Origin of the sequence: Streptomyces sp. NBC_00223 (assembly GCF_036199905.1) — a bacterium.
Classification (GTDB): domain Bacteria; phylum Actinomycetota; class Actinomycetes; order Streptomycetales; family Streptomycetaceae; genus Actinacidiphila.
The window spans coordinates 3,883,788-3,908,796 of record NZ_CP108109.1 but is presented as its reverse complement, the minus strand read 5'-3'; the positions used below and the strand labels follow the sequence as shown (position 1 = coordinate 3,908,796).

29 protein-coding genes and 1 tRNA gene are annotated in these 25,009 nt (G+C 72.5%); 10 read left to right on the top strand and 20 right to left on the bottom strand.

Going from position 1 to position 25,009, the window contains the following annotated elements; genetic code table 11:
* Positions 1-345 precede the first annotated feature (345 nt).
* The 6 genes from OHA30_RS16370 to OHA30_RS16345 all read right to left on the bottom strand — a co-directional run bounded on the left by OHA30_RS16370 (position 346) and on the right by OHA30_RS16345 (position 5,290).
* On the bottom strand, positions 346-903 hold the full coding sequence (locus tag OHA30_RS16370; RefSeq protein WP_328914579.1) for a GAF domain-containing protein: 558 nt from the start codon (positions 901-903) through the stop codon (positions 346-348).
* A gap of 12 nt (positions 904-915) precedes the next feature.
* Positions 916-1,512, bottom strand: a complete 597-nt coding sequence (locus OHA30_RS16365; protein WP_328914578.1) for a GTP-binding protein — start codon at positions 1,510-1,512, stop codon at positions 916-918.
* Entirely contained in the window at positions 1,484-1,813 is a 330-nt protein-coding gene (locus OHA30_RS16360; RefSeq protein ID WP_328917883.1) for a DUF742 domain-containing protein, read from the bottom strand. The genes OHA30_RS16365 and OHA30_RS16360 overlap by 29 nt, the downstream gene beginning before the upstream one ends.
* Before the next feature lie 119 nt (positions 1,814-1,932).
* Entirely contained in the window at positions 1,933-2,349 is a 417-nt protein-coding gene (locus OHA30_RS16355) for a roadblock/LC7 domain-containing protein (RefSeq protein WP_328914577.1), read from the bottom strand.
* 56 nt (positions 2,350-2,405) lie between these two features.
* Positions 2,406-4,178 (bottom strand): sensor histidine kinase, encoded by a 1,773-nt coding sequence (locus OHA30_RS16350; RefSeq protein ID WP_328914576.1) that lies wholly within the window; start codon positions 4,176-4,178, stop codon positions 2,406-2,408.
* 215 nt (positions 4,179-4,393) lie between these two features.
* The gene (locus OHA30_RS16345; RefSeq protein WP_328914575.1) at positions 4,394-5,290 is read right to left on the bottom strand and encodes an MEDS domain-containing protein; all 897 of its coding nucleotides are present in this window, start codon (positions 5,288-5,290) and stop codon (positions 4,394-4,396) included.
* A gap of 416 nt (positions 5,291-5,706) precedes the next feature.
* Between OHA30_RS16345 and OHA30_RS16340 the strand changes: the two genes are divergently transcribed.
* From OHA30_RS16340 to OHA30_RS16325, 4 genes are read left to right on the top strand one after another with little or no spacing between them, the layout of a single operon-like run.
* The gene (locus OHA30_RS16340) at positions 5,707-6,495 is read left to right on the top strand and encodes a response regulator transcription factor (protein WP_328914574.1); all 789 of its coding nucleotides are present in this window, start codon (positions 5,707-5,709) and stop codon (positions 6,493-6,495) included.
* Between the two features lie 44 nt (positions 6,496-6,539).
* Positions 6,540-8,093, top strand: coding sequence for a sensor histidine kinase (locus OHA30_RS16335; RefSeq protein ID WP_328917882.1), 1,554 nt, complete (start codon positions 6,540-6,542; stop codon positions 8,091-8,093).
* A gap of 25 nt (positions 8,094-8,118) precedes the next feature.
* Positions 8,119-9,468, top strand: a complete 1,350-nt coding sequence (locus OHA30_RS16330) for a bifunctional glycosyltransferase family 2/GtrA family protein (RefSeq protein WP_328914573.1) — start codon at positions 8,119-8,121, stop codon at positions 9,466-9,468.
* Positions 9,465-11,579, top strand: coding sequence for an ArnT family glycosyltransferase (locus OHA30_RS16325; RefSeq protein WP_328914572.1), 2,115 nt, complete (start codon positions 9,465-9,467; stop codon positions 11,577-11,579). The genes OHA30_RS16330 and OHA30_RS16325 overlap by 4 nt, the downstream gene beginning before the upstream one ends.
* 286 nt (positions 11,580-11,865) lie before the next feature.
* Here the strand turns inward: OHA30_RS16325 and OHA30_RS16320 are convergent, their stop codons facing one another.
* The 3 genes from OHA30_RS16320 to OHA30_RS16310 form a co-directional block, all read right to left on the bottom strand.
* Positions 11,866-12,327: a PPOX class F420-dependent oxidoreductase gene (locus OHA30_RS16320; protein ID WP_328914571.1), complete on the bottom strand. Its 462-nt coding sequence runs from the start codon at positions 12,325-12,327 to the stop codon at positions 11,866-11,868.
* A gap of 198 nt (positions 12,328-12,525) precedes the next feature.
* The gene (locus OHA30_RS16315; RefSeq protein ID WP_328914570.1) at positions 12,526-14,112 is read right to left on the bottom strand and encodes an MDR family MFS transporter; all 1,587 of its coding nucleotides are present in this window, start codon (positions 14,110-14,112) and stop codon (positions 12,526-12,528) included.
* Positions 14,113-14,272: 160 nt separating this feature from the next.
* Positions 14,273-15,211 (bottom strand): aldo/keto reductase, encoded by a 939-nt coding sequence (locus OHA30_RS16310; RefSeq protein WP_328914569.1) that lies wholly within the window; start codon positions 15,209-15,211, stop codon positions 14,273-14,275.
* Positions 15,212-15,271: 60 nt separating this feature from the next.
* Here OHA30_RS16310 and OHA30_RS16305 point away from each other — a divergent pair, with 60 nt between their 5' ends.
* Positions 15,272-15,469, top strand: a complete 198-nt coding sequence (locus OHA30_RS16305; RefSeq protein ID WP_328914568.1) for a hypothetical protein — start codon at positions 15,272-15,274, stop codon at positions 15,467-15,469.
* 111 nt (positions 15,470-15,580) lie between these two features.
* Here OHA30_RS16305 and OHA30_RS16300 read toward each other — a convergent pair whose 3' ends face one another.
* The 9 genes from OHA30_RS16300 to OHA30_RS16260 form a co-directional block, all read right to left on the bottom strand.
* Positions 15,581-16,420, bottom strand: a complete 840-nt coding sequence (locus OHA30_RS16300) for an RNA polymerase sigma factor SigF (protein ID WP_328914567.1) — start codon at positions 16,418-16,420, stop codon at positions 15,581-15,583.
* A gap of 166 nt (positions 16,421-16,586) precedes the next feature.
* Complete coding sequence (locus tag OHA30_RS16295) at positions 16,587-17,342, bottom strand: RNA polymerase sigma factor SigF (protein ID WP_328914566.1); 756 nt, start codon at positions 17,340-17,342, stop codon at positions 16,587-16,589.
* A gap of 313 nt (positions 17,343-17,655) precedes the next feature.
* Positions 17,656-17,949, bottom strand: coding sequence for a Dabb family protein (locus OHA30_RS16290; RefSeq protein ID WP_328914565.1), 294 nt, complete (start codon positions 17,947-17,949; stop codon positions 17,656-17,658).
* A gap of 29 nt (positions 17,950-17,978) precedes the next feature.
* Entirely contained in the window at positions 17,979-18,143 is a 165-nt protein-coding gene (locus tag OHA30_RS16285) for a hypothetical protein (RefSeq protein WP_328914564.1), read from the bottom strand.
* A 190-nt stretch (positions 18,144-18,333) separates the two neighbouring features.
* Entirely contained in the window at positions 18,334-18,960 is a 627-nt protein-coding gene (locus OHA30_RS16280) for a histone deacetylase (protein WP_328914563.1), read from the bottom strand.
* Positions 18,961-19,038: 78 nt separating this feature from the next.
* Positions 19,039-19,125, bottom strand: a tRNA-Ser gene (locus tag OHA30_RS16275).
* Positions 19,126-19,156: 31 nt separating this feature from the next.
* Positions 19,157-19,591, bottom strand: a complete 435-nt coding sequence (locus OHA30_RS16270) for a nucleoside deaminase (RefSeq protein ID WP_328914562.1) — start codon at positions 19,589-19,591, stop codon at positions 19,157-19,159.
* Between the two features lie 59 nt (positions 19,592-19,650).
* Entirely contained in the window at positions 19,651-20,190 is a 540-nt protein-coding gene (locus tag OHA30_RS16265; RefSeq protein ID WP_328914561.1) for a tRNA adenosine deaminase-associated protein, read from the bottom strand.
* 323 nt (positions 20,191-20,513) lie between these two features.
* The gene (locus OHA30_RS16260; protein ID WP_328914560.1) at positions 20,514-20,726 is read right to left on the bottom strand and encodes a hypothetical protein; all 213 of its coding nucleotides are present in this window, start codon (positions 20,724-20,726) and stop codon (positions 20,514-20,516) included.
* A 159-nt stretch (positions 20,727-20,885) separates the two neighbouring features.
* Between OHA30_RS16260 and upp the strand changes: the two genes are divergently transcribed.
* Positions 20,886-21,521: a uracil phosphoribosyltransferase gene (gene upp / locus OHA30_RS16255; protein WP_328914559.1), complete on the top strand. Its 636-nt coding sequence runs from the start codon at positions 20,886-20,888 to the stop codon at positions 21,519-21,521.
* Between the two features lie 234 nt (positions 21,522-21,755).
* Here upp and OHA30_RS16250 read toward each other — a convergent pair whose 3' ends face one another.
* Positions 21,756-22,433, bottom strand: a complete 678-nt coding sequence (locus tag OHA30_RS16250; protein WP_328914558.1) for a LytR C-terminal domain-containing protein — start codon at positions 22,431-22,433, stop codon at positions 21,756-21,758.
* Positions 22,434-22,454: 21 nt separating this feature from the next.
* Positions 22,455-22,751 carry a type II toxin-antitoxin system VapB family antitoxin gene (locus OHA30_RS16245; RefSeq protein ID WP_093712089.1) on the bottom strand — a complete coding sequence of 99 codons (297 nt, stop codon included), beginning with the start codon at positions 22,749-22,751 and terminating at the stop codon, positions 22,455-22,457.
* Positions 22,752-23,261: 510 nt separating this feature from the next.
* Here OHA30_RS16245 and OHA30_RS16240 point away from each other — a divergent pair.
* From OHA30_RS16240 to OHA30_RS16225, 4 genes are read left to right on the top strand one after another with little or no spacing between them, the layout of a single operon-like run.
* Complete coding sequence (locus OHA30_RS16240; RefSeq protein WP_405785572.1) at positions 23,262-23,681, top strand: DUF5994 family protein; 420 nt, start codon at positions 23,262-23,264, stop codon at positions 23,679-23,681.
* 45 nt (positions 23,682-23,726) lie between these two features.
* The gene (locus OHA30_RS16235) at positions 23,727-24,035 is read left to right on the top strand and encodes a hypothetical protein (protein ID WP_328914557.1); all 309 of its coding nucleotides are present in this window, start codon (positions 23,727-23,729) and stop codon (positions 24,033-24,035) included.
* The gene (locus OHA30_RS16230) at positions 24,032-24,436 is read left to right on the top strand and encodes a hypothetical protein (RefSeq protein WP_328914556.1); all 405 of its coding nucleotides are present in this window, start codon (positions 24,032-24,034) and stop codon (positions 24,434-24,436) included. Before OHA30_RS16235 ends, OHA30_RS16230 begins: the two co-directional genes overlap by 4 nt.
* The gene (locus tag OHA30_RS16225; protein ID WP_328914555.1) at positions 24,433-24,834 is read left to right on the top strand and encodes a DUF5994 family protein; all 402 of its coding nucleotides are present in this window, start codon (positions 24,433-24,435) and stop codon (positions 24,832-24,834) included. Before OHA30_RS16230 ends, OHA30_RS16225 begins: the two co-directional genes overlap by 4 nt.
* Positions 24,835-25,009: the final 175 nt, after the last annotated feature.

Here is a 25,009-nt window from a genome sequence, read left to right as displayed (position 1 = left end):
GAGCGCCCGGCCCCGAGCCTCCCGGCCCCGGGCTCCGAGCCCGCCGAACCCCCGAAAATCCCCCCGAGGACCCCTCTCCGCAGGCCCCCATCCCCCCACAGCCCGACTCCGGCCCGACCCCCGGGCCGGTCCGACGTGTTTCCGCCCCCCGACGACCGCCCCCGCAGGCCGCCCGACCGTCGTCCGGGAACGGCCCCGGGCCGAGCCACGCCGAGTCAAGCCACGCCGAGTCAAGCCGCACCGAGCCGGGCGCCCCGAGGGGGCCCGGCTCGGTCCTGTCGGACCGCAAGCTCGTCGGACCGCAAGCTCGTCAGACCGTCAGCTCACCAGACCGTCGGACGACCCTCAGCCGCCGTCCCGCTCACGCCGCTGAAGCACCGAGGTGACCTGCTCGGCGACGCCCTTGATGTTCTCCACGTCTTCCTTCGTCCACGGGATCGGCTCGGTGTCGATCACACAGACCGTGCCCAGCGTCACCCCGGAGGCCGGGTCCTTGACCGGCGCGCCCAGGTAGGTGCGCACTCCCAGCTCGTCCACGACCCGGTTCCCGGCGAACCGCGGGTACGCGCACACGTCCGCCAGCGGCAGCGCCGTACCCCGGCTGACCACGTGCGGGCAGAAGCCCTGGTCGAGCTCCATCTCACGGCCGGGGTCGGAGCCGTTGCCGAGGGTCTGCGGGCCGCTCGGCGTGGACAGGCCGGCGAAGTACTGCCGGCCGTCGATCACGAAGTTGACCATCGCGTACGAGGCCCCGGTGATCTCGCGGAGCTTGTCGGCGATGGCGTCCAGCTCGGGGTACGGCTGGTCGCCGATGCCCATGGCGTGCAGGCGTTCGTTGCGCAGGCCGGCGCTCTCGGCGTCTTCCTCAGGGGCTGCCATACGGTTGCTGGGATCGAATGTCATAACGGCTTCCGGTCAGTGGGCGGGTTGTGCCACGGCGGTGGCCTGGAGGAGGTGCGTGACGAGGTCGATCAGCACTCGGGTGGAGGAGCTTCCCTGCCGGGCGTCGCACAGCACGACCGGTACATGGGGGGCCAGCGCGAGAGCGCCGCGGACCTCGTCGGCGGTGTAGGCGTACGAGCCGTCGAACTCGTTGACGGCGACGAGGAAACGTATGCCACGGTTCTCGAAGAAGTCGACCGCGTCGAAGCAGTCGACGAGCCGGCGGGTGTCGGCGAGTACGACCGCGCCCAGCGCACCGTTGGACAACTCGTCCCACATGAACCAGAAGCGGTCCTGTCCCGGTGTGCCGAAGAGGTAGAGGATGTAGTGCTCGTCCAGCGTGATACGGCCGAAGTCCATCGCGACGGTCGTGGTGGTCTTGTTGTGCACGCCGTCGAGACGGTCGGTGCCCGCGCTGGCCACCGTGACCGTCTCCTCGGTGCTCAGCGGCTCGATCTCGCTGGCGGCGCCCACGAAGGTGGTCTTGCCGACGCCGAATCCGCCCGCCACCAGGATCTTCAGTGGCTGCGGATACACGTCGTCACTGCAGTAGTCGTTTGTGTAGGCCATCGAGCACTCTCTGCAGGATGTCCCGGTCCGCGGGGTCGGCGGCCGGGTCTGGCGGGCGGGCCGTCACGGCCCCTTGGTCGATCAGATCGGACAGCAGGATCTTGGCCACGGCCACGGGCAGCCGCAGATGAGCGCCGATCTCGGCCACGGTCACCGGAGCTCGGCTGATTTCGAGCGCGAGGGAGTGCTCGGGGGTCAGGTCCACCTTCAGGGCCCGTCCGGTGGCGCGCACCATGGACAGCAGGTCGAGCGTGACGCTCGGCTTGGTGCGGCCGTTGCTGACGGTGTAGGGCCGGACCAGCCGGCCGGCGTCGGCGTCGAGCCAGCTCTGCTCGACGCTTTCGGCCTCCTGGCTCTCCTCCCGCTCGCGGGCGGCCCTTCGTTCCCTGCGGTCCCGTCGGTCCCGCCCTTCCGCCCGGCTCACCGCGACACGGAGGCCGCGTTGCGGGCAGGCGTTTCGAGGCTCTTGGTGACCTGCTGGATCATCCTGCTCATCTCGAAACCGAGCACTCCGGGGTCCGCCTCGGGACCGGCCAGCACGGCCAGCACACTGCCCTGGCCGGCCGCGGAGACGAACAGCAGGGCGCTGTCCAGCTCCGCGACGACCTGACGGGCGGTCGGGCCGCCGCCGAAGTGCTTGCCCGCGCTGCGGACGATCGACCAGAGCCCGGAAGCGACCGCCGACAGGTGGTCGGCGCCTTCCACGTCCAGGCCGTGCACGGCTCTCTTGATGCCGTCGGAAGACAGCAGCACGGCGGCGCGGGTGTACGGGACCCGGCCGACGAGATCCTCAAGCAGCCACCCGAGGTCGCTGCCGGACGTGGTGTCGCTCGCCATTCGTGGAACTCCTAGGGACATAACGCGAGATCTGGGGGAAAGCGGGTGGGGACTGCTCACTCGGCGGAGGCTCCCGGCTGGTCCTCGGCGGCGCGCACACCGCGTCGGTAGGCGGCCATCAGTCCGGGGGTGGCCGGGGTGTAGTCGGTCTCCTCCGGCGCTTGCGGGTACCCGGGGCGGTGCGGCGGGTTCGAGTCCCGCTGCAACTGCGGTGCCATGTGGGCCTGCTGGGTGCGCTGCGGCAGTGGCGGCCGCCCCTCGCCGCCGCCGTGGGCGGGCGGCAGCGGGGAGAGCGGGGTGAACGTCAGGGGCTGCTGCGGCTGCTGCGGCTGGTACCCGGCGGAGTACGCGCCGCGCGCCGGCGCGGAGCCCACGGCGGTGGGCATGCCCCGGCCGTCGTTCTGCGCGGGGATCTGGGCGCGCGCGGGCGCCTGCGGGGCCGCGGGGGCGGCGTACTGCTGCTGCGCCTGCCCGGACTGCTGTGCGGGCGGCCGCCGTTGGGCCGGGGCCTGCTGCTGCGGGGCCTGCTGGGCGGGCTGCCGCTGGCCGTACTGCGCGCTGTGCTGCTGCCCGGCCGGGCGGCCCGCCTCCTGCGCGGAGGACTCGGCGGCACGGGAGTGCGCCTCGTCGCCCTCGCCCTCGTCGCCTTCCGTGCTGAGCAGCGGGTTGGGCAGCAGCACCAGGCTGGTGACGCCGCCGAAGAGGTTGCGGCGCAGCTCGACCCGGATCTGGTGCTGGCGGGCGAGAACGGCGACCACGTACAGACCGACGCGGCCGTCCTTGAGCAGCGCGCCCATCTCGACCCGCTCGGGGTTGGCGAGCAGGGTGTTGCGCATCCGCTCGTCCTCGGGCTCCTGGCCCAGGCCGCGGTCCTCGATCTCGACGACCAGGCCGGTGGCGACCCGCTGCGTGCGGACGTACACCTGGGTGCCGGGAGGGGAGAACGCCGTCGCGTTCTCGATGAGTTCGGCGAGCAGGTGGACGACGTCGGCGACGGCCGCGCCGTCGAGCCTGCCGTCGATCGGCGGGACCGGCTTGACCCGCGAGTAGCGCTCGACCTCGCCGATCGCGGACCGGACGACCGAGGCCATCGGGACCGGCTTGCGCCACTGACGACGCGTCACCTCGCCGCCGAGCACGGCGACGTTCTCCACATAGCGGCGGATACGGGTGGCGATGTGGTCGACCTCGAACAGGCCGCGCAGCAGATCCGGGTCCTCCACCTGCTGTTCGAGCTCGTCGAGGATCTTGATTCCCTGGTGGACCAGGGACTGCAGTCGCCGGGCGAGGTTGACCAGGACCGTCACCTGCTGGGTGGCGGCGCCGTTGGGAGCGGGGAGTTCGGCGGCCTCGGTGACCGCGGTGAAGGCGGTCAGCTGGGCGTACTCCAGTTGGGCCAGCAGCGGGCCGAACCGGCCTGCGGACTCCCGCCGTTCGGCGGAGGCGACCGGCGCCTGCGGGGCCCGGCCCTGCCGCAGGTCCTCGACGGCCCGGCGCAGTTGCGCGTCGCCGAAGGAGACGGTGGCGGCGGCGTCGGAGACGGCGCGGTCGAGTTCGGCGGCCGTCCGGTCGAGGTTCGCGGAGACCCGGGCCAGCTTGCGCTGGGCGCTGCGGGCGGAGGCGACACCGGTGATCAAGGTCACAAGGGCGACGGCGAGTACGGCGGCCAGTACGGCGTTGCGACGGGTGCCGGTGGGGTCGGCGACCAGCAGCCAGGCGACGCTGCCCGCGCCCAGCAGAGTCAGGACGGCGCCGGGCAGCAGCACCACGCGCTGGAGGTTCGGGACGGCGGACCCGGAACCTCGGCGGCTGGGTGAGAGTGTGGTCATCAACGTCCTCAGCACAATGGGTGACTAGCTGGCATCAACCGTCACACTGGTAACCGATTATCGCATGTACGGGGATGTCGGTACTTGCGTTCCGCTTCCATCCCCACATCTCGCCGGGGTCGAGCGTGAGCGGACAACAGCCTTGCACAGAAAGCAAGTTGAATGCCACGCGCACATTCCATTCGGTAGGGCCCGAACACCGCTCGGTCGCACCTTCATCGCACCCTCAGCACCACCCGTCCCGTGTCCGCTCCCGAACCCCGTTCCGTCCATCCAACCGGGACCTCCGTCCGTTCCGCTTCCGGCGCGCCGCACAGCCGCAGCAGCCGGTACTGCGCCCGGGTGCACTCCAGCGCGGGTCCGCCCGGCAGCCGCAGCAGCGTGCGTACGCAGTAGGCGTCGATGAAGGCGAGCCCGGTCAGATCGATCCGTGCCAACCCGGGCTCCCGCACCGACAGTTCGAACCGGGTCCGGGTGGCCAGGTCCGCGTCGCCCACCAGCCGCAGCGCGTCGCCCGCGCGCTCGGCCCGCAGCTCGCCCGGCTGCGGCAGTACGGACAGCGGGTGCACGGCCAGCACCCGTTCCAGCAACTGCGGGGAGAAGGACCGCCGGTCGTACTCGCACATCGCGAGGAAGGGGAACTTCTCGAAGAGGCCGCCGAGTCCGCTCTCGTACGACGTCAACGCGTCGCCGCTGACGCCCGGTTCGCAGGCCCACACCATGTCGCCCGCCACCCGCAGGCCGGTGAAGCCGTGGGCCAGCGCGTCGTCGGTGACCGAGGCCCAGTAGCCGGTACGGGCGGCGGCGTCGAAACCGTGCACGGGGTCGTAGCCAGGGGAGCTGTTGAGCACTTCGAGGCGGCCGTCGGCGGCGGCGCGCTCGGTGGGGACGCCGAAGTCGGCGAGGCGGGTCAGCGCCTCGCCGCTGCGGGTGGCCGGGTCGGTGAAGAGCATCACCCGCTCGCCGCGCGCGAGTCCCGCGGTGGTGAACGCCGCGCGCAGCGCCCAGCGGTCGCGGTGGCTGACGAAGTCCAGGCACGCGTGGTCGCCCGAGGTGAGCCGTTCGACGGCGACCGTTCGGGGTGTCGGTGCGCCGCAGGTCCCTCCTGCCATGCCCTGAAAGTACGCCGGAGTGCGCCCCTTCCGTCCACGCGGACCACTTCTCCCACGTTCGTGATCACAAATGCCCGGTCGGTGCCGCCGAATGTCCACACCGCCCTCCCCTCCGACCGTTCCACCCCACCCGACCCCCGGCACGGGCCCGGGGCCGGGCGCCTGCCCGGGCGGCAGCCCACGCGCGGGGGCCGCAGCCCCACCCACCCCGCGCGGGGCGGGCGGCGGAACCGACCCGGGGCCGGGCGGCGGCTGCCGGAAGGGCCCGCTGCCCTCTCCGGGCGCGTCGGGGCCGCCCCACTGACGCCGTCCGGGGCGGGGGCGGGGTTCTTGGGGCGCGCGCCGCAGGCGGATTCTCAGAGTTTTCACAGAAACGGCCAAGACTGCTCTCATAGCGCGCGCACAGGGTGGACGCCATGCCTCCCACCACAGTGACCACCTCGACGCCCCCCACCGCCCCCGCCTCCTCCGCCGCGCAGACCCCCGCGGCGGACCTCGCCCGCCCGGACGGCTCGCCGGTCCGCGTCCTCGTCGTGGACGACGAGACCCCGCTGGCCGACCTGCTCTCCATGGCGCTGCGCTACGAGGGCTGGCAGGTCCGCACCGAGAACGACGGCGCCAGCGCGCTGCGCGCCGCCCGTGAGTCACGGCCCGACGCGGTCGTGCTCGACGTGATGCTCCCGGACATGGACGGCCTGGAGGTGCTGGCCAAGCTGCGCCGCCAGACCCCCGACGTACCCGTGCTCTTCCTCACCGCCAAGGACGCCGTCGAGGACCGTATCGCCGGCCTGACGGCGGGCGGCGACGACTACGTCACCAAGCCGTTCAGCCTGGAGGAGGTCGTCGCCCGGCTGCGTGGCCTGCTGCGCCGCTCCGGGGCCGCCGCCGTGCGCAACGAGTCGCTGCTGATCGTCGGCGACCTCGTGCTCAACGAGGACAGCCACGAGGTCAGCCGGGCCGGCCGCGACATCCACCTCACCGCCACCGAGTTCGAGCTGCTGCGCTACCTGATGCGCAACCCGCGCCGGGTGCTGAGCAAGGCGCAGATACTCGACCGCGTCTGGTCGTACGACTTCGGCGGCCAGGCCAACGTCGTCGAGCTGTACATCTCCTACCTGCGCCGCAAGCTCGACGTCGGCCGTCCGCCGATGATCCACACCCGGCGCGGCGCGGGCTATCTGATCAAGCCCGGCGAACCGGCGTGACCCGTCCGGCGAGCCCGGCCGGCGAAGCGGCCTCGAAAGCGGCGATCCCGCGCCGCCCCCGCGGCCGCCGCCGCTGGTCGCTGCGCCGCCGGCTCGTCGCGTCCTGCGTCGCCCTGGTCGCCGCGGTGTGCGCGGTCATCGGCGCCGTGACCATCTTCGCGCTGCACGACTTCCTCTACGGCCAGCTCGACGCGAAGGTGCACGACACGGCGGCCCGGGCCGCCGGACCGCACGGCGGCCCCGGCCAGGGCGGCCCCGGCCAGGGCGGCGGCGGTCCGGGGCCGGGCGCGCTCCCCGGCGGCATCCCGTTCGTCTTCCTGGCCGGCGGCGGCCAGCCAGGCGAGACGGTCGGCGCGGTGATCTCCGCCGACGGCACGGTCACCGAGGCCGCCGTCAGCGCCACCAGCCCCGCCACCGGCCAGCTCGTCGCCGACGACCTCACCGCAGGACAGGCCGCCGCCTTCGCGCACGTCCCGCTGGACGGCAAGCCGCACACCTTGCACGTCCCTGACCGGGGCACCTACCGGGTCGAGTCCACCGGGCGGGACGCCGTCGACGGCAGCACCGTACTGGTCGGGCTCAGCACCGCGGGCGCCGAGGACACCCTGTCCACCCTGATGTGGGTGGAACTGTCCGTCACCGCCGCCGGACTGGCCGCCGCCGGACTCGCGGGCGCCGCCCTGATGCGTATCGCCCTGCACCCGCTGCGCCGGGTCGCCGCGACCGCCACCCGGGTCTCCGAACTCCCGCTGCACAGCGGCGAGGTGGCGCTGCTCGAACGCGTCCCGGACTCCGACACCGATCCGCGCACCGAGGTCGGCCAGGTCGGCGCCGCCCTCAACCGCATGCTCGGCCACGTCGGTTCCGCGCTGCACGCCCGCCAGGAGAGCGAGACCCGGGTCCGCCGCTTCGTCGCCGACGCCAGCCACGAGCTGCGCACCCCGCTCGCCTCCATCCGCGGCTACGCCGAACTCACCCGCCGCGGCCACGAGTCCGTCGGCCCGGACACCCGGCACGCGCTGGGCCGGATCGAGTCCGAGGCCGCCCGTATGACGACGCTGGTCGAGGATCTGCTGCTGCTCGCCCGGCTGGACGCGGGCCGCCCGCTCAGCCTCGAAGAGGCCGATGTGTCCCCGCTGGTCGTGGACGCCGTCAGCGACGCCCGCGCCGCCGGACCCGGCCACAACTGGCGGCTCGACCTGCCCGACGAACCCGCCACCGTCAGCGCCGACGCCCAGCGCCTCCACCAGGTGCTCACCAACCTGCTCGCCAACGCCCGCGCCCACACCCCGCCCGGCACGACGGTCACCGCCCGGGTGCGCCGGCGGCCGGACGGCGTACTGCTCCAGGTCGAGGACGACGGCCCCGGCATCCCGCCCGAGCTGCGCGACCACATCTTCGAACGGTTCGCCCGCGGCGACGCCTCCCGCTCCCGGGCCGCCGGGAGCACGGGCCTGGGCCTGGCCATCGTGCGGTCCGTGGTGACCGCGCACCACGGGACCGTCGGCGTGGACAGCGCCCCCGGCCGTACGGTGTTCACCGTCACACTGCCCGCCGCACGCTCACAGGCCGCGCCCAGGCTCGCCACAACGTCATGACAGCGCGGCCGCCGAGTGTCGGGGTATGCGAACCCATCCCGGCGAACTTCCCGCCCGGCGGCACCTGCCGGTCGAGGCCGTCCGGGGCGCCCCGGTGCTGGACGTCGTCATCCCCGTGCACAACGAGGAGGACGACCTGGACACCTGCGTCCGGCGGCTGCACGCCCACCTGTCCGACACCTTCCCCTACCCCTTCCGGATCACCGTCGCGGACAACGCCAGCACCGATCTGACGTCCGCGGTCGCCAAGGCGCTCGCCGCGGAACTGCCGGAGGTCGAGTCCTTCCGACTGGAGCAGAAGGGCCGTGGACGCGCCCTGCGGACGGTCTGGACGGCCTCCCGGGCGCCGGTCCTGGCCTACATGGACGTGGATCTGTCCACCGACCTCAACGCCCTGCTGCCGCTGGTCGCCCCGCTGATCTCCGGCCACTCCGACCTCGCGATCGGCTCGCGGCTGTCCCGGTCCTCGCGGGTGGTGCGCGGCGCGAAGCGGGAGTTCGTCTCCCGCGCCTACAACCTGATCCTGCGCGGCTCGCTCGCCGCGCGCTTCTCCGACGCGCAGTGCGGCTTCAAGGCGATCCGCGGCGACGTCGCCCAGCGGCTGCTGCCCATGGTCGAGGACTCCGGCTGGTTCTTCGACACCGAGATGCTGGTGCTCGCCGAGCGGGCCGGGCTGCGGATCCACGAGGTGCCGGTCGACTGGGTCGACGACCCGGACAGCAGCGTCGACCTGGTCCGTACGGCCGCGGACGACCTGCGCGGCGTTTGGCGGGTCGGACGGGCCCTGACCACCGGGCAGTTGGCCCTCGACCGGCTGCGCCGGCCCTTCGGGGACGACCCGCGTGACCGCGAACTGACCGGTGTCGCACCGGGACTGGCCCGCCAACTGGTCGGCTTCTGCGCGGTCGGCGCGCTCAGCACCCTGGTCTACCTCGGTCTGTACTCCCTCTTCCGGCTCGGCCTCGGCGCCCAAATGGCGAACGCCCTGGCCCTGTTGCTCTCCGCGCTCGGCAACACGGCGGCCAACCGGCGGCTCACCTTCGGCGTGCGCGGCCGCGACCGGGCGGTTCGCCACCAGGCGCAGGGCCTGGTCGTCTTCGCCATCGGCCTCGCGCTGACCAGCGGCTCGCTGGCCGCACTGCACACGGCCACGCCGCACCCGTCGCCCACCACGGAGCTGGCCGCCCTGATCGCCGCGAACCTCGCGGCCACGGTGCTGCGCTTCCTGCTCTTCCGCGCCTGGCTCTTCCCGGACGACGCACCCCCCGGCCGCCCGGACGACGCGCCCGCCGGCGCCCCGGACGCGCCCGCCGGCCGGGAAGCGGCCGGCCGGGAAGCCGCCGGCCTCCCCACCGACCCCAGGAGCCCCCGATGACCGCGCCCAGCATCTCGCCGTCCGCCGCCGTCACACCGAGCCCGCCCGGCCGGGCCCGGTCACGTCCGCTCGGCAGGCTGTGGCGGGGGCGGCCGGCGGACCCGGCGTGGGCGCGCCCCGCGTTCCTCGGGCTGCTGCTGGCCACCCTCGTGCTCTACCTCTACGACCTCGGCGCGTCCGGATACGCCAACTCCTTCTACTCGGCGGCCGTCCAGGCGGGCAGCGAGAGCTGGAAGGCGTTCTTCTTCGGCTCCTCCGACGCGGCGAACGCGATCACCGTGGACAAGCCGCCCGCCGCGCTGTGGCCGATGGCCCTGTCCGTACGGCTCTTCGGCCTCGGTTCCTGGCAGATCCTCGTCCCCGAGGCGCTGATGGGCGTGGCGACGGTCGGCGTGCTGTACACGGCGGTACGGCGCCGGTCCGGCCCCGTCGCGGGGCTGCTCGCGGGCGGGGTGCTCGCGGTGACACCGGTCGCCGCGCTGATGTTCCGCTTCAACAACCCCGACGCGCTGCTGGCGTTGCTGACGGTCGTGGCGATCCACTGCGTGCTGCGGGCGCTGGAGGACGCCCGTACGAAGTGGCTGCTGCTCGCCGGGGCCGTCCTCGGCCTCGCCTTCCTCACCAAGACACTCCAGGCGTGGCTGATCCTGCCGCCGCTGGCCCTGGTCTACGCGGTCTGCGCGCCGACGACGCTGCGCCGCCGGCTACTCCAACTCCTCTACGCCACGGCCGCGATGGTGGCGGCCTGCGGCTGGTGGGTGGCGACGGTCGAACTGTGGCCCGCCGGGTCCCGCCCGTACATCGGCGGCTCCCAGAACAACAGCTTCCTTCAACTGACCTTCGGCTACAACGGCTTCGGCCGGATCACCGGCCACGAGACGGGCAGTGTCGGCGGGGGCGGCATGCGCGGCGGCGGCCAGTGGGGTGAGACCGGCCTCGGCCGGCTCTTCAACTCCGAGATGGGCGGCCAGATCTCCTGGCTGCTGCCCGCGGCCCTCGTCCTGCTCGCGGCGGGCCTGTGGCTCACCCGCCGGGCGCCGCGCACGGACACCGCGCGGGCCGCGTATCTGGTGTGGGGCGGCTCGCTGCTGGTCACCTTCGTGACCTTCAGCTTCATGTCGGGGATCTTCCACCAGTACTACAACATTGCGCTGGCCCCCTACATCGGCGCCCTGACCGGCATGGGCGCGGCCGCCCTGTGGCAGCGCCGCGGTCACCTCGCGGCTGCGGTCACGCTCGCGGTGACGGTCGCGGGCACGGCGGTGTGGGCGTACGTCCTGCTGGACCGCTCGTCCGGGTGGCTGCCGTGGCTGCGCATCGCCGTGGTCGTGGCGGCACTGGCCGCGGCGGTGGGACTGCTGGCGGGGGCGCTGCCGGGGGTGACCTCGACCCGACTCGGCGCGCGGCTCGGCGCCGTCACGGCGGTCGTGGGGCTCGCGGCGGCGCTGGGCGGCCCGGTGGCGTACTCGCTGAACACCGTGGACACGCCGCACGCCGGGTCCATCGTGACGGCCGGGCCCGCGGTTCAGGGCGGGCGTCCCGGTGGGGGGCCGGGTGGGGGCGGTCCCGGCGGGCCCGGCGGCGGGCCCCGGCAGCTCTTCGGCGGCAACGGGTCGCCTCCGGCGGGGGCTCCGGGTGCGAACGGCGCGCCCGGGGGCGGCGGTGCCCCGCGTCTCTTCCACCAGGGTGGCGGTGCTCCTGGCGCGGGTGGCGCGCCGGGCGGTGTGCCCGGTGGTGCACTCGGTGGCGGCGGTTCGCCCGGCGGCGGGGGCGGGATGAGCGGGCTGCTCGACGGTACGCGGGTCGACGCCACGATGAAGGCCCTGCTGCTCAAGGACGCCGACGCGTACACGTGGGTGGCCGCGACGGTCGGGTCGCAGAACCAGGCGAGCTATCAGCTCGCCACGGGGAAGCCGGTGATGGCGATCGGGGGGTTCAACGGGAGCGATCCGTTTCCGACGCCGGCGGAGTTCCAGCGGTACGTGGACGCGGGGCGGATCCACTACTTCGTCTCCGACGGGGGGACGTCGGCGATCTCCGCTTGGGTCGCGGCGAACTTCACGGCCCAGGTGGTGGGGGGTGTGACGGTCTACGACCTCGCGTCGCGCTGAGTGCTCCCGCGCCTCCGGCGCGCGCCACCGTCTGCGTCCGCACGTCCGTGCGTGGTGGCCCGCGCCTGGCGGCGCGGGGGTATTCCCGCCCCGCACCACGCGTGCGAGTCCGATGTCGACTCTCCGTTTTCCCGTGGGCCAGACTCGCCGTCGGCGGCTCTCCGCCGGAGTCCCCGCGGCCGGCAGCCGCCGACCGGGCCGGTACCGCCACCGGTGGTACCCGCGGACGGAGTCGCAACCGCACGGAGGGGAGGACGGGGAAGGAAACCCCGGCGTGACCGGGGGTCTATGCCAGTCGGGCCGGGAAGCCGCCCGTGGCCACCGGGCCCCACCTCACCGGGGTGACGCGGATCAGGGACTTGCCCTGGCGGACCATCGCCTCGCGGTACTCGTCCCAGTCCGGGTGCTCCCCCGAGATGTTCCGGAAGTACTCCACCAGCGGCTCCACCGCCTCCGGCACGTCCAGGACTTCCGCCGTGCCGTCGACCTGGACCCACGGCCCGTCCCACTCGTCCGACAGGACGACGACGCTGACCCGGGGATCGCGCCGCGCGTTCCTCGTCTTGGCCCGCTCGGGATACGTGGACATGACGATCCGCCCGGAGTCGTCGACCCCGCAGGTGAGCGGTGAGCCCTGGGGGCTGCCGTCCGCGCGGGCGGTGAGCAGGATCGCGCGGTGCCGGGGACGTACGAAGTCCAGCAGTTCGTCCAGCGCGACGGCCGTGTTCGTGGCGATGTTGGGAGCCATACCCGCACCTTAGCGTCGGCGGGCGAAAGACGAAGGCGCGGAAAAGCGGACGCGAGGGCTGGCCCGCGTGAGTGGGTCCCGGCGGACGGCCCGGGCCGTCCCCTGCTCCGGCCGCCGCCGGGACCCTTCCCCGAGCCGCCGGCCCGGACCTCTCCGCTGCGGGAACGGAACCGGACGGCGGGGAGCTGTGGTGGCGGACTACTCCGTCTTCGCGGCCGGAGCCCCGACGTCGGCGGCCTCCGGGCCGTCCGTGACTGCCCCGGCCTGCTGCAACCCGCTGCGGTTCTTGAGCGCGACCTCCTTGACGAAGACCACCAGGACCAGCGCGATGAGCGCGAACGGAGCCGAGTAGAGGAACACGTCACCGATCCCGTGCCCGTACGCGCTCTCCACGACCCCACGCACGGGGGCCGGCAGCGTCTCGACGTCGGGGATGCCGCCGGAGCCCGCCGGGGACGTGATGTGGAGGGCGCTGAGGCCCTCGGCGACGAGGTGGCTGATCCGGTTGCCGAGCACCGCGCCGAGCGCCGCGACGCCGATCGCGCCGCCGAGCGAGCGGAAGAAGGTCACCAGGGAGCTGGCCGCGCCGAGGTCGTCGACGGAGACCTGGTTCTGCACGGCGAGCACGAGGTTCTGCATCATCATGCCGATGCCGAGCCCGATCAGCGCCATGTAGACGGCGACCTCGAAGTACGGGGTGTCGTAGCGCAGCATGCCGAGCAGGGCCGAGCCCGCGGTGACCAGGACGCCGCCCGAGACGAGGAACGCCTTCCAGCGCCCGGTCCGGGTGATGATCCGGCCGCTGATCATGGACGACAGGAAGAGCCCGGCGATCAGCGGGATCGTCATCAGACCGGACATCGTGGGGGTACGGCCGCGGGCCAGCTGGAAGTACTGGCTGAGGAAGACCGTGCCGGCGAACATCGCCACGCCGATGAACATGCTCGCGAACGAGGTGAGGGTGATCGTCGCGTTGCGGAAGAGCCGCAGCGGCACGATCGGCTCGGCGGCCCGCGACTCGATGAAAAGGAAGATCAGACCGAGCACCAGCGCGGCGGGCAGCATGACGTAGGTCTGCCAGGACAGCCACGGGTAGTTCTGGCCGCCGAGCGAGACCCAGATCATCAGCAGCGAGGCGGCGGCGGTGATGAAGAACGCGCCCGCCCAGTCGATCGAGACCGCGCGCTTGACCACCGGCAGGTGCAGCGTCTTCTGCAGCACGATCAGCGCGACGACGGCGAACGGCACACCGACGTAGAAGCACCAGCGCCAGCCGAGCGCGGAGTCCACGATGACGCCGCCGATCAGCGGACCGCCGACGGTGGCGACGGCGAAGGTGGCGCCGAGGTAGCCGCTGTACCGGCCGCGCTGCCGGGGGGAGATCATCGCGGCCATGATCACCTGGGTGAGCGCGGACAGACCGCCCGCGCCGATGCCCTGGACCAGCCGGCAGACGATCAGCATGCCGGGGCTGGTGGAGAGCCCGGCCACCATGGAGCCGACGACGTAGATGATCAACGACAGCTGGATCAGCAGCTTCTTGCTGAACAGGTCGGACAGCTTGCCCCAGATCGGCGTGGTCGCGGTGACCGCGAGCAGGGAGGCCGTGACGACCCAGGTGTACGCGCTCTGACCGCCGCCGATGTCGGCGAGGATGCGGGGGAGGGCGTTGGAGACGATCGTGGACGACAGGATCGCCACGAAGAGTCCGATCAGCAGACCGGACAGCGCCTCCATGATCTGGCGATGCGTCATCGGCGTCTCGCCCTGGGTTGATATGGCCATCGAACCTTTCCCTCTTTGGTTGCCTCAAGCAACCATAAGGGTGGGTAGTTGTAGAACCCATGATTATCTGCGGATTTCACAGCAAAGTTTCAGCAAAGAATCCGCCCGCTCCAGGTCAAGGAGCGGGCGGATTCAGGGGCCGGGCAGGGTCGGCGGGGGCCTACTCCGAGGCAGCCGTCAGGGCCGCGACCTCCTCCTGGGTGAGCTTCAGATCGGCCACCGCGACCAGCGCGGGCAGCTGCTCGACCGTACGGGCGCTGGCGATCGGCGCCACGACCGTCGGGTGCGCGGCGATCCAGGCCAGGGCGACCGTCGCGACCTCGACGCCGTGGGCGGCGGCCACCTCGTCCAGCGCGGCCAGCACCCGGGGTCCGCGGCCGTCCGCGAGGTACGCCGCGGCCTTCTGGGCGCGCGGGCTGTCGACCTCGGCGCCGCCCGGCCGGTACTTGCCGGTGAGGAAGCCGGCGGCGAGCCCCGCGTAGGGCGCGGCCGACAGTCCGCGGGCGGCCACCAGGTCGGCGAGCGGGCCCTCGTAGCCCGCGCGCGTGACCAGGTTGTAGTGCGGCTGGAGGATCTCGTAGCGGGTCAGGCCCTCGCGCTCGGCGAAGTCCAGGGAGGCGGCCAGCCGCTCGGGCGAGATGTTGGACGCGCCGACCGCCCGCACCTTGCCCGCCCGCACCAGGGCGTCCAGCGCCGTGACGATCTCCTCGACCGGGGTCTGCGGGTCGTCGAAGTGCGAGTAGTAGAGGTCGATGTGGTCGGTGCCCAGGCGGCGCAGGGACGCCTCGGCGGCCTTCTCGACGGTCGAGGCGCGCAGACCCTTGAAGTCGGGGTGGGCGCCGACCTTGGTGGCGATCACCACGTCGTCACGCCTGCCGCGCCGGGCCAGCCAGCGGCCGATGACGGTCTCGGACTCCCCGCCCGAGTTGCCCGGGGCCCACGCCGAGTACGCGTCCGCGGTGTCGATGAAGTCGCCGCCGGCGGCTGTGAACGCGTCCAGGACGGCGAAGGACTGAGCCTCGTCGGCGGTCCAGCCGAAGACGTTGCCGCCTAAGGAGAGGGGGAATACGTCGAGTTCAGAGTTGCCGATGCGTGCCATGTCCCGTGGCAACGAGTGGGGGGTGCGGGGTATTCCGCCGACACGCTAGGGTCAGGCAGCATGTCAAACCCTACGCCGAACCCCGAGAACAACTACGACCCGGCCGGCAGCACACAGATGTTCCGCGCCTTCGTCGACGAGGAGCCGCCCGCCGCCCAGGTGCAGCGGGCGCAGGGCCGCAGCAAGGCCGGACTGGTGATCGGTGTCGTGGTGGCCCTGGTCGTCGTGATCGGAGTGGTCGCGCTCGCCATGCGCTGACGCTCGCCATGAGGTCCCGCCCTGAGGTGTCATGACGTGACGTCGCCGACCGACGTCACGAGGTGGCACATCACGCCGTGGGCGGCGGATCGGCGACCACTCCGTCCCTTCCTACGCCTCCGCGGTCAGGCCCTCGCGCAGCTGTGCCAGGGTGCGGGTCAGCAGCCGTGACACATGCATCTGCGAGATGCCGACCTCGTCGCCGATCTGCGACTGGGTCATGTTCGCGAAGAATCGCAGCATGATGATCTGACGTTCACGCGGCGGCAGTTGGGCCAGCAGCGGCTTGAGCGACTCGCGGTACTCCACCCCCTCCAGAGCGGAGTCCTCGTAGCCGAGCCGGTCGGCCAGGGTGCCCTCGCCGCCGTCGTCCTCGGGCGGCGGGGAGTCGAGCGAGCTCGCGGTGTAGGCGTTGCCCACCGCGAGACCGTCGACCACGTCCTCCTCGGACACGCCGAGGCAGACCGCGAGTTCGGCCACGGTCGGGGAGCGGTCGAGCCGCTGCGCCAGCTCGTCGCTCGCCTTGGTCAGCGCGAGCCGCAGCTCCTGGAGGCGGCGCGGGACCCGTACCGACCACGAGGTGTCCCGGAAGAACCGCTTCACCTCGCCGACGATGGTGGGCATCGCGAACGTCGGGAACTCCACGCCGCGTTCGCAGTCGAAGCGGTCGATCGCCTTGATCAGGCCGATCGTGCCGACCTGGACGATGTCCTCCATCGGCTCGTTGCGACTGCGGAACCGGGCCGCCGCGTACCGCACCAGCGGCAGGTTGAGCTCGATCAGCGTGTCGCGTACATAGGTGCGTTCCGGGCTGTCCATCGGCAGTTCCGCGAGTCGCAGGAACAGCGAACGGGACAGCGTACGGGTGTCGATGGCCTCGCCGTGAAGAGCATCATGCGGTGCGGCCGCGTCGGAGCGGAGCACCTTGGGACTGCCCACCTGTACGGACATGCCACCCCCTTGAGGTCGCGGACGGGTGTCGCGAGCGACGTTGTTCCTCCTCTGGAATACCGGAGGCGCGCCCTCGACAAACGCGGTATCCGCAGAATGTCACATGTCGGCAACACGCTGTAGCGCCAAGTCGACATATCTGCGCAGGTGGCTTAATCCCGTTGGGTTACGCTTCGATCTGGTTTGCGGACCGCAGTCGGGCGAAGCTGCGGGAGAGCAGCCGGGAGACGTGCATCTGCGAAACCCCCAGTTCCGCGCTGATCTGGGACTGCGTCAGGTTGCCGAAATAGCGCAGCAGCAGAATCCGCCGCTCGCGCTCGGGGAGCTGCACCAGAAGGTGACGGACGAGGTCGCGGTGCTCGACGCCGGACAGCGCCGGGTCCTCGTAGCCGAGCCGGTCGAGCAGGCCGGGGGCGCCGTCGCCCTCCTGGGCGGCCTCCAGCGAGGTGGCGTGGTAGGCGCGGCCCGCCTCCAGGCAGGCCAGCACCTCCTCCTCGGCGAGTTTCAGCCGCTCGGCGATCTCGGCGGTGGTGGGGGAACGGCCGTGCAGCACCGTCAGATCCTCGATGGCGCCGCTGACCTGGACCCACAGCTCGTGCAGCCGGCGCGGTACGTGGACGGTCCGCACGTTGTCCCTGAAGTAACGTTTGATCTCACCGACCACGGTGGGCATCGCGAAGGTCGGGAACTGCACCCCGCGCTCCGGGTCGAACCGGTCGATCGCGTTGATCAGACCGATCGTGCCGACCTGGACGACGTCCTCCATGGGCTCGTTGCGGCTTCTGAACCGGGCGGCGGCGTAGCGCACCAGCGGCAGGTTCACCTCGATCAGCGCGGCCCGTACGCGGGTGTGCTCGGGGGTGCCGGGCTCCAGCCCGGTGATCTGCTCGAAGAGCACCTGGGTGAGGGCGCGCGCGTCCATCGCGTTGGCGCTGGGCGTCCGCGTTCTGCGGCGCGGATACGTTGTTGACGCCGTACGGGCCGACACCGGCACACCACACCCCTCATCGGTCCACACATCCGTCAAAAGCGGTCATAGCATCACAATTCATGTGTGCTTTGTGCAAGCACCGCATATTGCCGTGTTGTACGAACGGGGGTGTGACGGCAGGGGAAATGCCGGGCGTGATGTCAGGCGCGGAGCAGGGTGGAGCGCCGGGCGCCGGGCGGTGCCGTGGGGGTGCCGAGCAGAGCCGTACGGGTGAGGTGCGAACGCGATACGGCGTCCCGTGGCCTCAGATCTCGTAGTCGGCGATCACCCAGGTGGCGAATTCCTTCCAGGACGCGACCGCGGCCTGGTGGGCGGGGTGTTCGAGGTAGCGCCGCAGCGCGTCCGCGTCCGCGGCGGAGGAGTTGATGGCGAAGTCGTACGCGATCGGCCGGTCGGAGACGTTCCAGCCGCACTCCCAGGAGGCCAGATCGGGGATCTGGGCGCCGAGTTCGGCGAAGGCGCGGCCGCCGGCCACCACGCGCGGCTCGTCCCGCCGGACGCCCTCGTTGAGCTTGAACAGCACCAGGTGCCGGATCATGGGGGAACTCCTTGCCCGCTCAGCGCCGCTCAGTTGGCCAGATCGTGCATGAACTTCCCGACGCTCTTGGCCGCGTTCGATATACCTTCGAACCCTACCTGAACGAGATCGGCGGCCCGGGCGGGCTGGTCGATGATCGTGTAGAGCACGAAGGCCACCACGATGTACATGGTGATCTTCCTCGCCTGTGCCATGCTCCTTGTCCTCCCCAGCCGCGACTCCGCACCAGCGGTCACAAGTGTGCAATCGATGAAGTCTATCCACCGGACGGCCCAACGAGGCGGCGGCGTGGCCTAATCATGAGCTAAAACGATGAAGCTTCGAGTCCATGGTGCCGAGCCCCGCCGCCGCCTGGGGCGGGACGGCGAGGCGCCGCCGCGGCGGTCAGCTCGCGGTGACGCCCGGGAGGCCGGAGAGGTAGCCGGCGAGGGCGTTTTCCGGCCAGGCGTCCGCCTCGCGCAGACCCGCCGCCAGGTGGCCGAGGTAGGGCGCGGACGGCGGGACGAGCGGGACGTCGGCCATCCGCCAGGGAGCGGTGAAGGTGAGCACCGGGAAGCCGTCGAGCCGGCCGGGGTGGACCAGCGTCTCGTAGCGCCCCGGGCCGAGCCGGTCCCGGCCGTCGCGCAGGACCCCGGTCAGGTCGAGGTCACGGCCCGGCGGCGCGTACATCTCCTGCGCGGCGATGTCCGAGAACTGGCCCACCGTCAGAAGGTGCGCCCGCGCCCAGACCCGGCCGGGCGCGTCCGGGTCGTAGAAGGCCCGGCCGCCGTTCCACACGGGCGACTCGGTGGCGAAGTAGACCGTGCCCGGCAGTTCCACCGCCACCGACCGCAGCGGCGGACTGCCGTCCCGGCAGCCGGGATACGTCACGGAGGCGCCGGGCGGGCGTCCGCCGGCGAGATAGCAGCGCAGCCGCTCGGAGTGCGTGTTCGTGCCGTAGGCGGCGTACCAGACCCGCTCGACCGGCCCGGGACGCTCACACCGGGCCTCGACCTGCCGGACCGTGTCCACACCTCACCCCGCGGGAGCGCGAACGCGGAAACGCCCGCCTGACTCGGAGGAGTAGACGGGCGTTCCCACTGCTGAGAGCGGTAGCGGTGGGATTTGAACCCACGGTGGAGTTGCCCCCACACACGCTTTCGAGGCGTGCTCCTTAGGCCACTCGGACACGCTACCGAGAGAGATCCTAGCCCACCGCGGGGCGTGGTCAGAAATCGTTCGGACGGAAGAAGTGGCCGAGGAGGGCGGCGGAGGGGGCGGGGAGGACGCCGGCGATCACTTCGGGACGGTGGTTGAGGCGGCGGTCGCGGACCACGTCCCACAGGGACCCGGCGGCGCCGGCCTTGGGATCGGCGGCTCCGTAGACCACCCGGTCGAGGCGGGACAGGACGATGGCGCCCGCGCACATCGTGCAGGGCTCCAGGGTGACCGCGAGGGTGCAGCCGGTCAGCCGCCACTCACCGACGGCCTCGGCCGCGCGGCGGATGGCCAGCACCTCCGCGTGGGCCGTGGGGTCGCCGGTGGCCTCGCGTTCGTTGCGGGCGCGGGCCAGCACCGTCCCGTCGGGGCCCAGCACGACCGCGCCCACCGGTACGTCACCGGTGAGCGGGGCGTGCTCGGCCTCCGCCAGGGCGAGCCGCATCGCGGGCGCCCAGGGGTCGCGGACGGGGTCCCCGGTCGGGGGCAGCGGTTCGAGTGGCGTCAGCGGACCGCCTCCAGTACGTCGGCGCAGCCCAGCGCCTCGGCGATCTCACCGAGCGCCTCGCCGGTCAGCGCCCCGTCGCCGCTGAGCTCCAGCAGTTCCGGGGTGCCCATGCCGAGGTCCGTGAGGATCTCGGTGTCACCCAGGGGGCCGACCGGCACATGGTCCTCGGAGGGGCCGGCCACGGAATCCAGCGTGTCGTCGTTGTCGCCGTCCTCGGTGCCGTCGAGGTCGACCAGGTCGTCGAGGTCCTCCGGGTCGCGGCCCAGCACTTCGTCGGTGAGCAGAATCTCCCCGTACGAACTGCGGGCGGCCGCCGCCGCGTCGGACACATAGATCCTGGGATCCTCTTCACCGTCGACCCGGATGACGCCGAACCAGGCGTCCTCCTGCTCGATGAAGACCAGAACCGTTTCCTCCTCCTCGCCGGCCGCGCGGGCCAGATCACTCAGATCGGCGAGGGTTTCCACATCGTCGAGATCGGGTTCGCTCGCTTGCCAACCGTCCTCGGTGCGCGCGAGCAGTGCGGCGAAGTACACCGTGACTCTCCCACAGGTCTCAGGCCGTCCGGACCGGGCGAGGCCGCCTTGCGAAGTCATGAGGGTTCATGAAGACCCCGCCCACTCGGCATCGTGGCAGAAACCAGGGCGTTGCGAAGGGTCTTCGGCACCGCGACGTGCCAGGTCTTCGTCACTTTCCCGGAAAACCGCGCTCCTGGGGGTCGGCCGGTCGGCCCGTCCGGTCACCCGACCGCCACACAGCGGTTACACAGTGCTCACACAGGGCCTGTGCAAGACAGGGCCCGGCGCTGGCGGTTCGCCTCCGGTGGGCGCGCGGCCCGCACGAGCGGGGCGCGAGCCGGTCACCAGCGGAAGGTGCGCATCCGCATCTGCTGCCGCATCCGGGCCGCCCGGGCGCGTCGGGGCTGGACCCGCTCGCGCAGCGCCTTGGCCTCGTTGAGCTCGCTGAGGAAGACCGCCCGCTTGCGGCGCCGCTCCTGCTCCCGGTCGTCCAGGGCGCCCGGCCCCGTCCGGTCGCCGCGTCCGCCGCCGTTCGCGTCGGTTCTGTCCGCCATATGGGCCACCGTCCCCGCGGTTCGCTTCGCCCGGGAGGTACACCGGGGTGTACGGGATCAGTTTCCCTCGTTCGCGCGGTTTACCCCACTCCGCGCCCAGAAGGTGCGCGGGCGACCGCCCGGGGCACGCTGTCGCGCGCGGCGGATACAGTCGTGCCCATGCGTCTCCACGTTGTCGACCACCCCCTGGTCGCGCACAAGCTCACCACCCTGCGCGACGAGCGCACCGACTCGCCGACCTTCCGCCGGCTCGCCGACGAGCTGGTCACCCTGCTCGCCTATGAGGCGACCCGGGACGTCAGGACCGAGCAGGTCGACATCCGCACGCCCGTCGGCCCGACCACCGGGGTACGGCTCTCCCACCCGCGCCCGCTGGTGGTGCCGATCCTGCGGGCCGGGCTCGGCATGCTCGACGGCATGGTGCGGCTGCTGCCGACCGCCGAGGTGGGCTTCCTGGGCATGGTCAGGGACGAGCAGACCCTGGAGGCGACGACCTACGCCACCCGGATGCCGGACGACCTGTCCGGGCGGCAGGTGTACGTGGTCGACCCGATGCTGGCGACCGGCGGCACCCTGGTGGCGGCCATCCGCCTGCTGATCGAGCGCGGCGCCGACGACGTGACCGCGCTGTGCCTGCTCGCGGCGCCGGAGGGCGTCGAGGTGATGGAACGCGAGCTGGCCGGCCAGCCGGTCACCGTGGTCACCGCCGCGGTCGACGAGCGGCTCAACGAGCAGGGCTTCATCGTCCCGGGCCTCGGCGACGCGGGCGACCGGCTCTACGGGACGGCCGGGTAGCGGGAGGCTCCCGCCGCGGCGGGTACGGGACGGCGGGCAGGTCCGTATGGGACCTGCTCCCGGCGAGCGGCGCTGCGGTCAGGTCCGTACGGGACCGCCGGCCGGCGGGTGCGGGACCGGCTCCCGGCGAGCCGCGCGTACGGGGGCCCGGGCGCCGGCGCGGCCGCGGGCCGGCGGGGGAAACGCCGAGGCGCCCCCGCCGTACGCCTCAGCGCGCCGCCCCCGCCGTATGCCTCAGCGGGCCGCCGCCGACGGGCTCGCGCCCGTCGTCTCGCACACCGGCTTCGCCGGCGGCGGGTTGGCCGCGATCACCCGGGCCTTGGCCACCTCCGCCGGAGCGGCCAGCTTGGTGAAGGCCGTACCGATCATCAGATCGACGCTGTCGCCCTTGCGCTTCGGGTCGATCTTCACGGTCGAGCCCGTCACCTGGGTACCGGCCTCGCGCGCCGCAGCCTCGCCGCCCGGCCCGGCGACCAGCAGCGCCGACTCGTTCACCTTGTTGTCGTAGCCGGTCGGCGCGTTGGCGAACTTGGCGACCTTGAAGCCGCGCCTGGCCAACTCGTCGGCGGTGGACTTGGCCAGGCCGCCGCGTGGTGTGGCGTTGTACACATTGAGCGTCACCCTGGCCGGCTGCGGCAGCGGGGCCGGTTTACCGGTGTGCTTCGGGGTGGGCGCGGGTCTGCAGGTGGGACGGTTCTGCGGGGCGCCGTTGGCCTTCGTGTCGACGGTGTCGTTGCCGGAGAAGACATCGACAAGCTGCAGCGCCCCCCAGCCGAAGAGACCGAGGACGACGACCGAGGCGACCGTGGCCGCCACGATGCGGCCACGCCGCTTGGGCGGGCGCATCCTCGGGTACGTGGTCCCCGTCACCCGGTACTTCCCGCCCATTCCGGGGGGAGTCAGCATGCTCATGAGCGCAGCGTAAGCGGATTGTCAGTCCATCTCCAGGACCCGGGCGTGGAGCACTTGGCGCTGCTGGAGCGCGGCTCTCACCGCCCGGTGCAGGCCGTCCTCCAAATAGAGGTCGCCCTGCCATTTCACGACATGGGCGAACAGATCGCCGTAGAACGTGGAATCCTCGGCCAGAAGTGTCTCCAGGTCGAGCTGTCCCTTGGTGGTCACCAACTGGTCCAGCCGCACGGGACGGGGGGCGACGTCCGCCCACTCACGCGTGCTCACCCGGCCGTGGTCCGGGTACGGCCGCCCGTTTCCGATGCGCTTGAAGATCACACGGAAAGCCTACCGGCCCAGCTTGTCCGGGCGCAGCAGCGGCACCGGGGCGGCTGAGGAGCAAAGGCCGCATAGTCGTACGAATCGGAAGCCGGTGCGGAGCGAAGTGCGCCCCGGCGGTCGACGCGCAGCCGTACCGCAGGCCACAGCGGTACCAGCGCGCCGGTGCTTCGGGGCCGGACCGCCGGCGTGGGTACCGTCGGTCGGGGTTCCGGCGCAGGCCGTACGCCGGGGGTGACCGGGACCCGGCAGGAGTAGGGTTCAACCACCGAGGGCTTTTCGCACACCGGCAGCTGCGTCGGCGTCGTTCGCGGCGAATGACGGCACCGGGCCTCAGGTACGCGGGCCCGGGGATGGGTCCGCGCCATGTACCCGATGCACTCGACCGACGATCCGGTGGTTCACCCGATCACCGGTCCCTTGGTCCACCCGCCCGGTCTCGCGGGTCCCCGTTCGGACGGCGAGGTCCGCTTCCAGCTCTCACCGCTGAGCACACGACCCGGTCGTGGCATGAACGATTCCGGGCTGCTGGACGGCGCCTGGTGGCCGCGCTCGCGCGACCTCCGCGTCGAACTGCCCGCGCTGGTCGGCGCGCTCGACCCGTACTGGCCGAGGATCACCCGGGTCTCGGTCAACCCGGCGCACTGGCCCGACATCCCGGCGAAGCTGCCGGTCGGCGGGCGGCGGCTGTACGTCGGCTGGTTCACGACCCAGCTCGACCCGAACGAGCTGCTGCTGCTCTCGTACCGCTCGGAACGCTGGAATCTGCTGGTCGTGCCGCCGCTCACGCCCGAGCTCGACGCCGTCCGGCTGATGGACGCGGCGGCCGATCCCGGCAACAGGCTCACCGTGCGCGCGCTGATGGCACGGCAGGGGGCAGGGTCGGACGGCCCGGTGGGTCCGGCGTCCGTCAGCGCCGCGGCGGCCTGAGATCCGCATGGCAACGCACCTTCGCGCGAAGGGACTTGATGCATCATGCAGAACTTCGTCACCGTCCTGGTGATCCTCGGACTGATCAGCGTGGGCGTCCTGCTGATCAATCGGCTCAACGGACAGCACGACGAGCGCATCGCGGCCTTCCGCTACAGCCGTACGGCGCCGGGCGCGGGGGACCGTACGGCCGGGCGGGCCGAGACGCCGCCCGCGGACCGCGCGGACGAGGTCGCGGGGACCCGACGGGACCACCGCGACGGCGGGCGGGGGCGGTCGAGTCAGCGCCGCCGGGCCGCGCGCGGGCACGGGTACGGGCACGGGCGTGGCGCCGCGAAGGGCGGACGTACGTGACAGGCGCGGAGGCGGGCCCGGAGGCGGACGCGTCCGGCGCGGGCACGGTCGGGGCCGGGGGCGAGGTCGAGGTGCGGGAGTCGCTGCCCGCGCCGGGCTTCGCCGAGGTCCGGATCGTCGCCGCGAGCGCCGAGACGGCTCGCATGATCGCCGAAGTGCTGCGGCTGCGGTTCGCCGTGGCGGAGCAGGGCGGCCGTCCGGCCGGCGGTACGGGTGACGGCACCCGGTTGTCCCTCACCGTGGACACGGTGCACATCCCCGAGGCGTCGGGGCCGTTCCAGCTGCGGCTGGTCGGCGGCGAGCAGGACCGCGGCCGCGGTCGTGGCCGTACGCACGGGGCCGCGACACCGCCCCGGTCCACCGAGCCGGACGACACGTCCGGAGACAGGCCCCGCACATGAGCGCGCACTCCTCCTGCACGCTGCCCCAGTGGGACGGGCCTCCGGCCCGGCTCTCCCTGGTGCGGCCCGGCGGCGGACCGGTACGGATCGACGGCGCGTGGTGGCCGCGGACCCGGGACCCGGCGAAGGAGATCCCGCCGCTGCTCGCCGCCCTCGACGGGCGGTGGGGGCGGATCACGCACATCACGCTGGACTCCGCCGAATGGCTGGAGGGCAGGTCGGCGATGGTGCTCGGCGGGCACACGCTGCGGATCAGCCGGTCGGCGGCGGGTGGGCGCGGCGACACGGTCTGTCTGCTGTGCCCGGGCGTCGGGCGCTGCGACCTGGTCGTGGTGGCCCCGGAGACAAACCCGCTCCGCGCCCGCCGCGTCCTGGCCGGCGCGGCCGTCCGCATGTAACCCCGCCCCGCCAGCGGACCTCCGCCCGATCCCCCGGCCCCCGCACCCCAGGCATCCGACGCTCCGACACGCGCCAGCGAAGGCCTGCGGAACGCCCGCCCTCGCTGCCCTTGTGCCTTGGGCCCCCGCACCCCAGGCATCCGACGCTCCGACACGCGCCAGCGAAGGCCTGCGT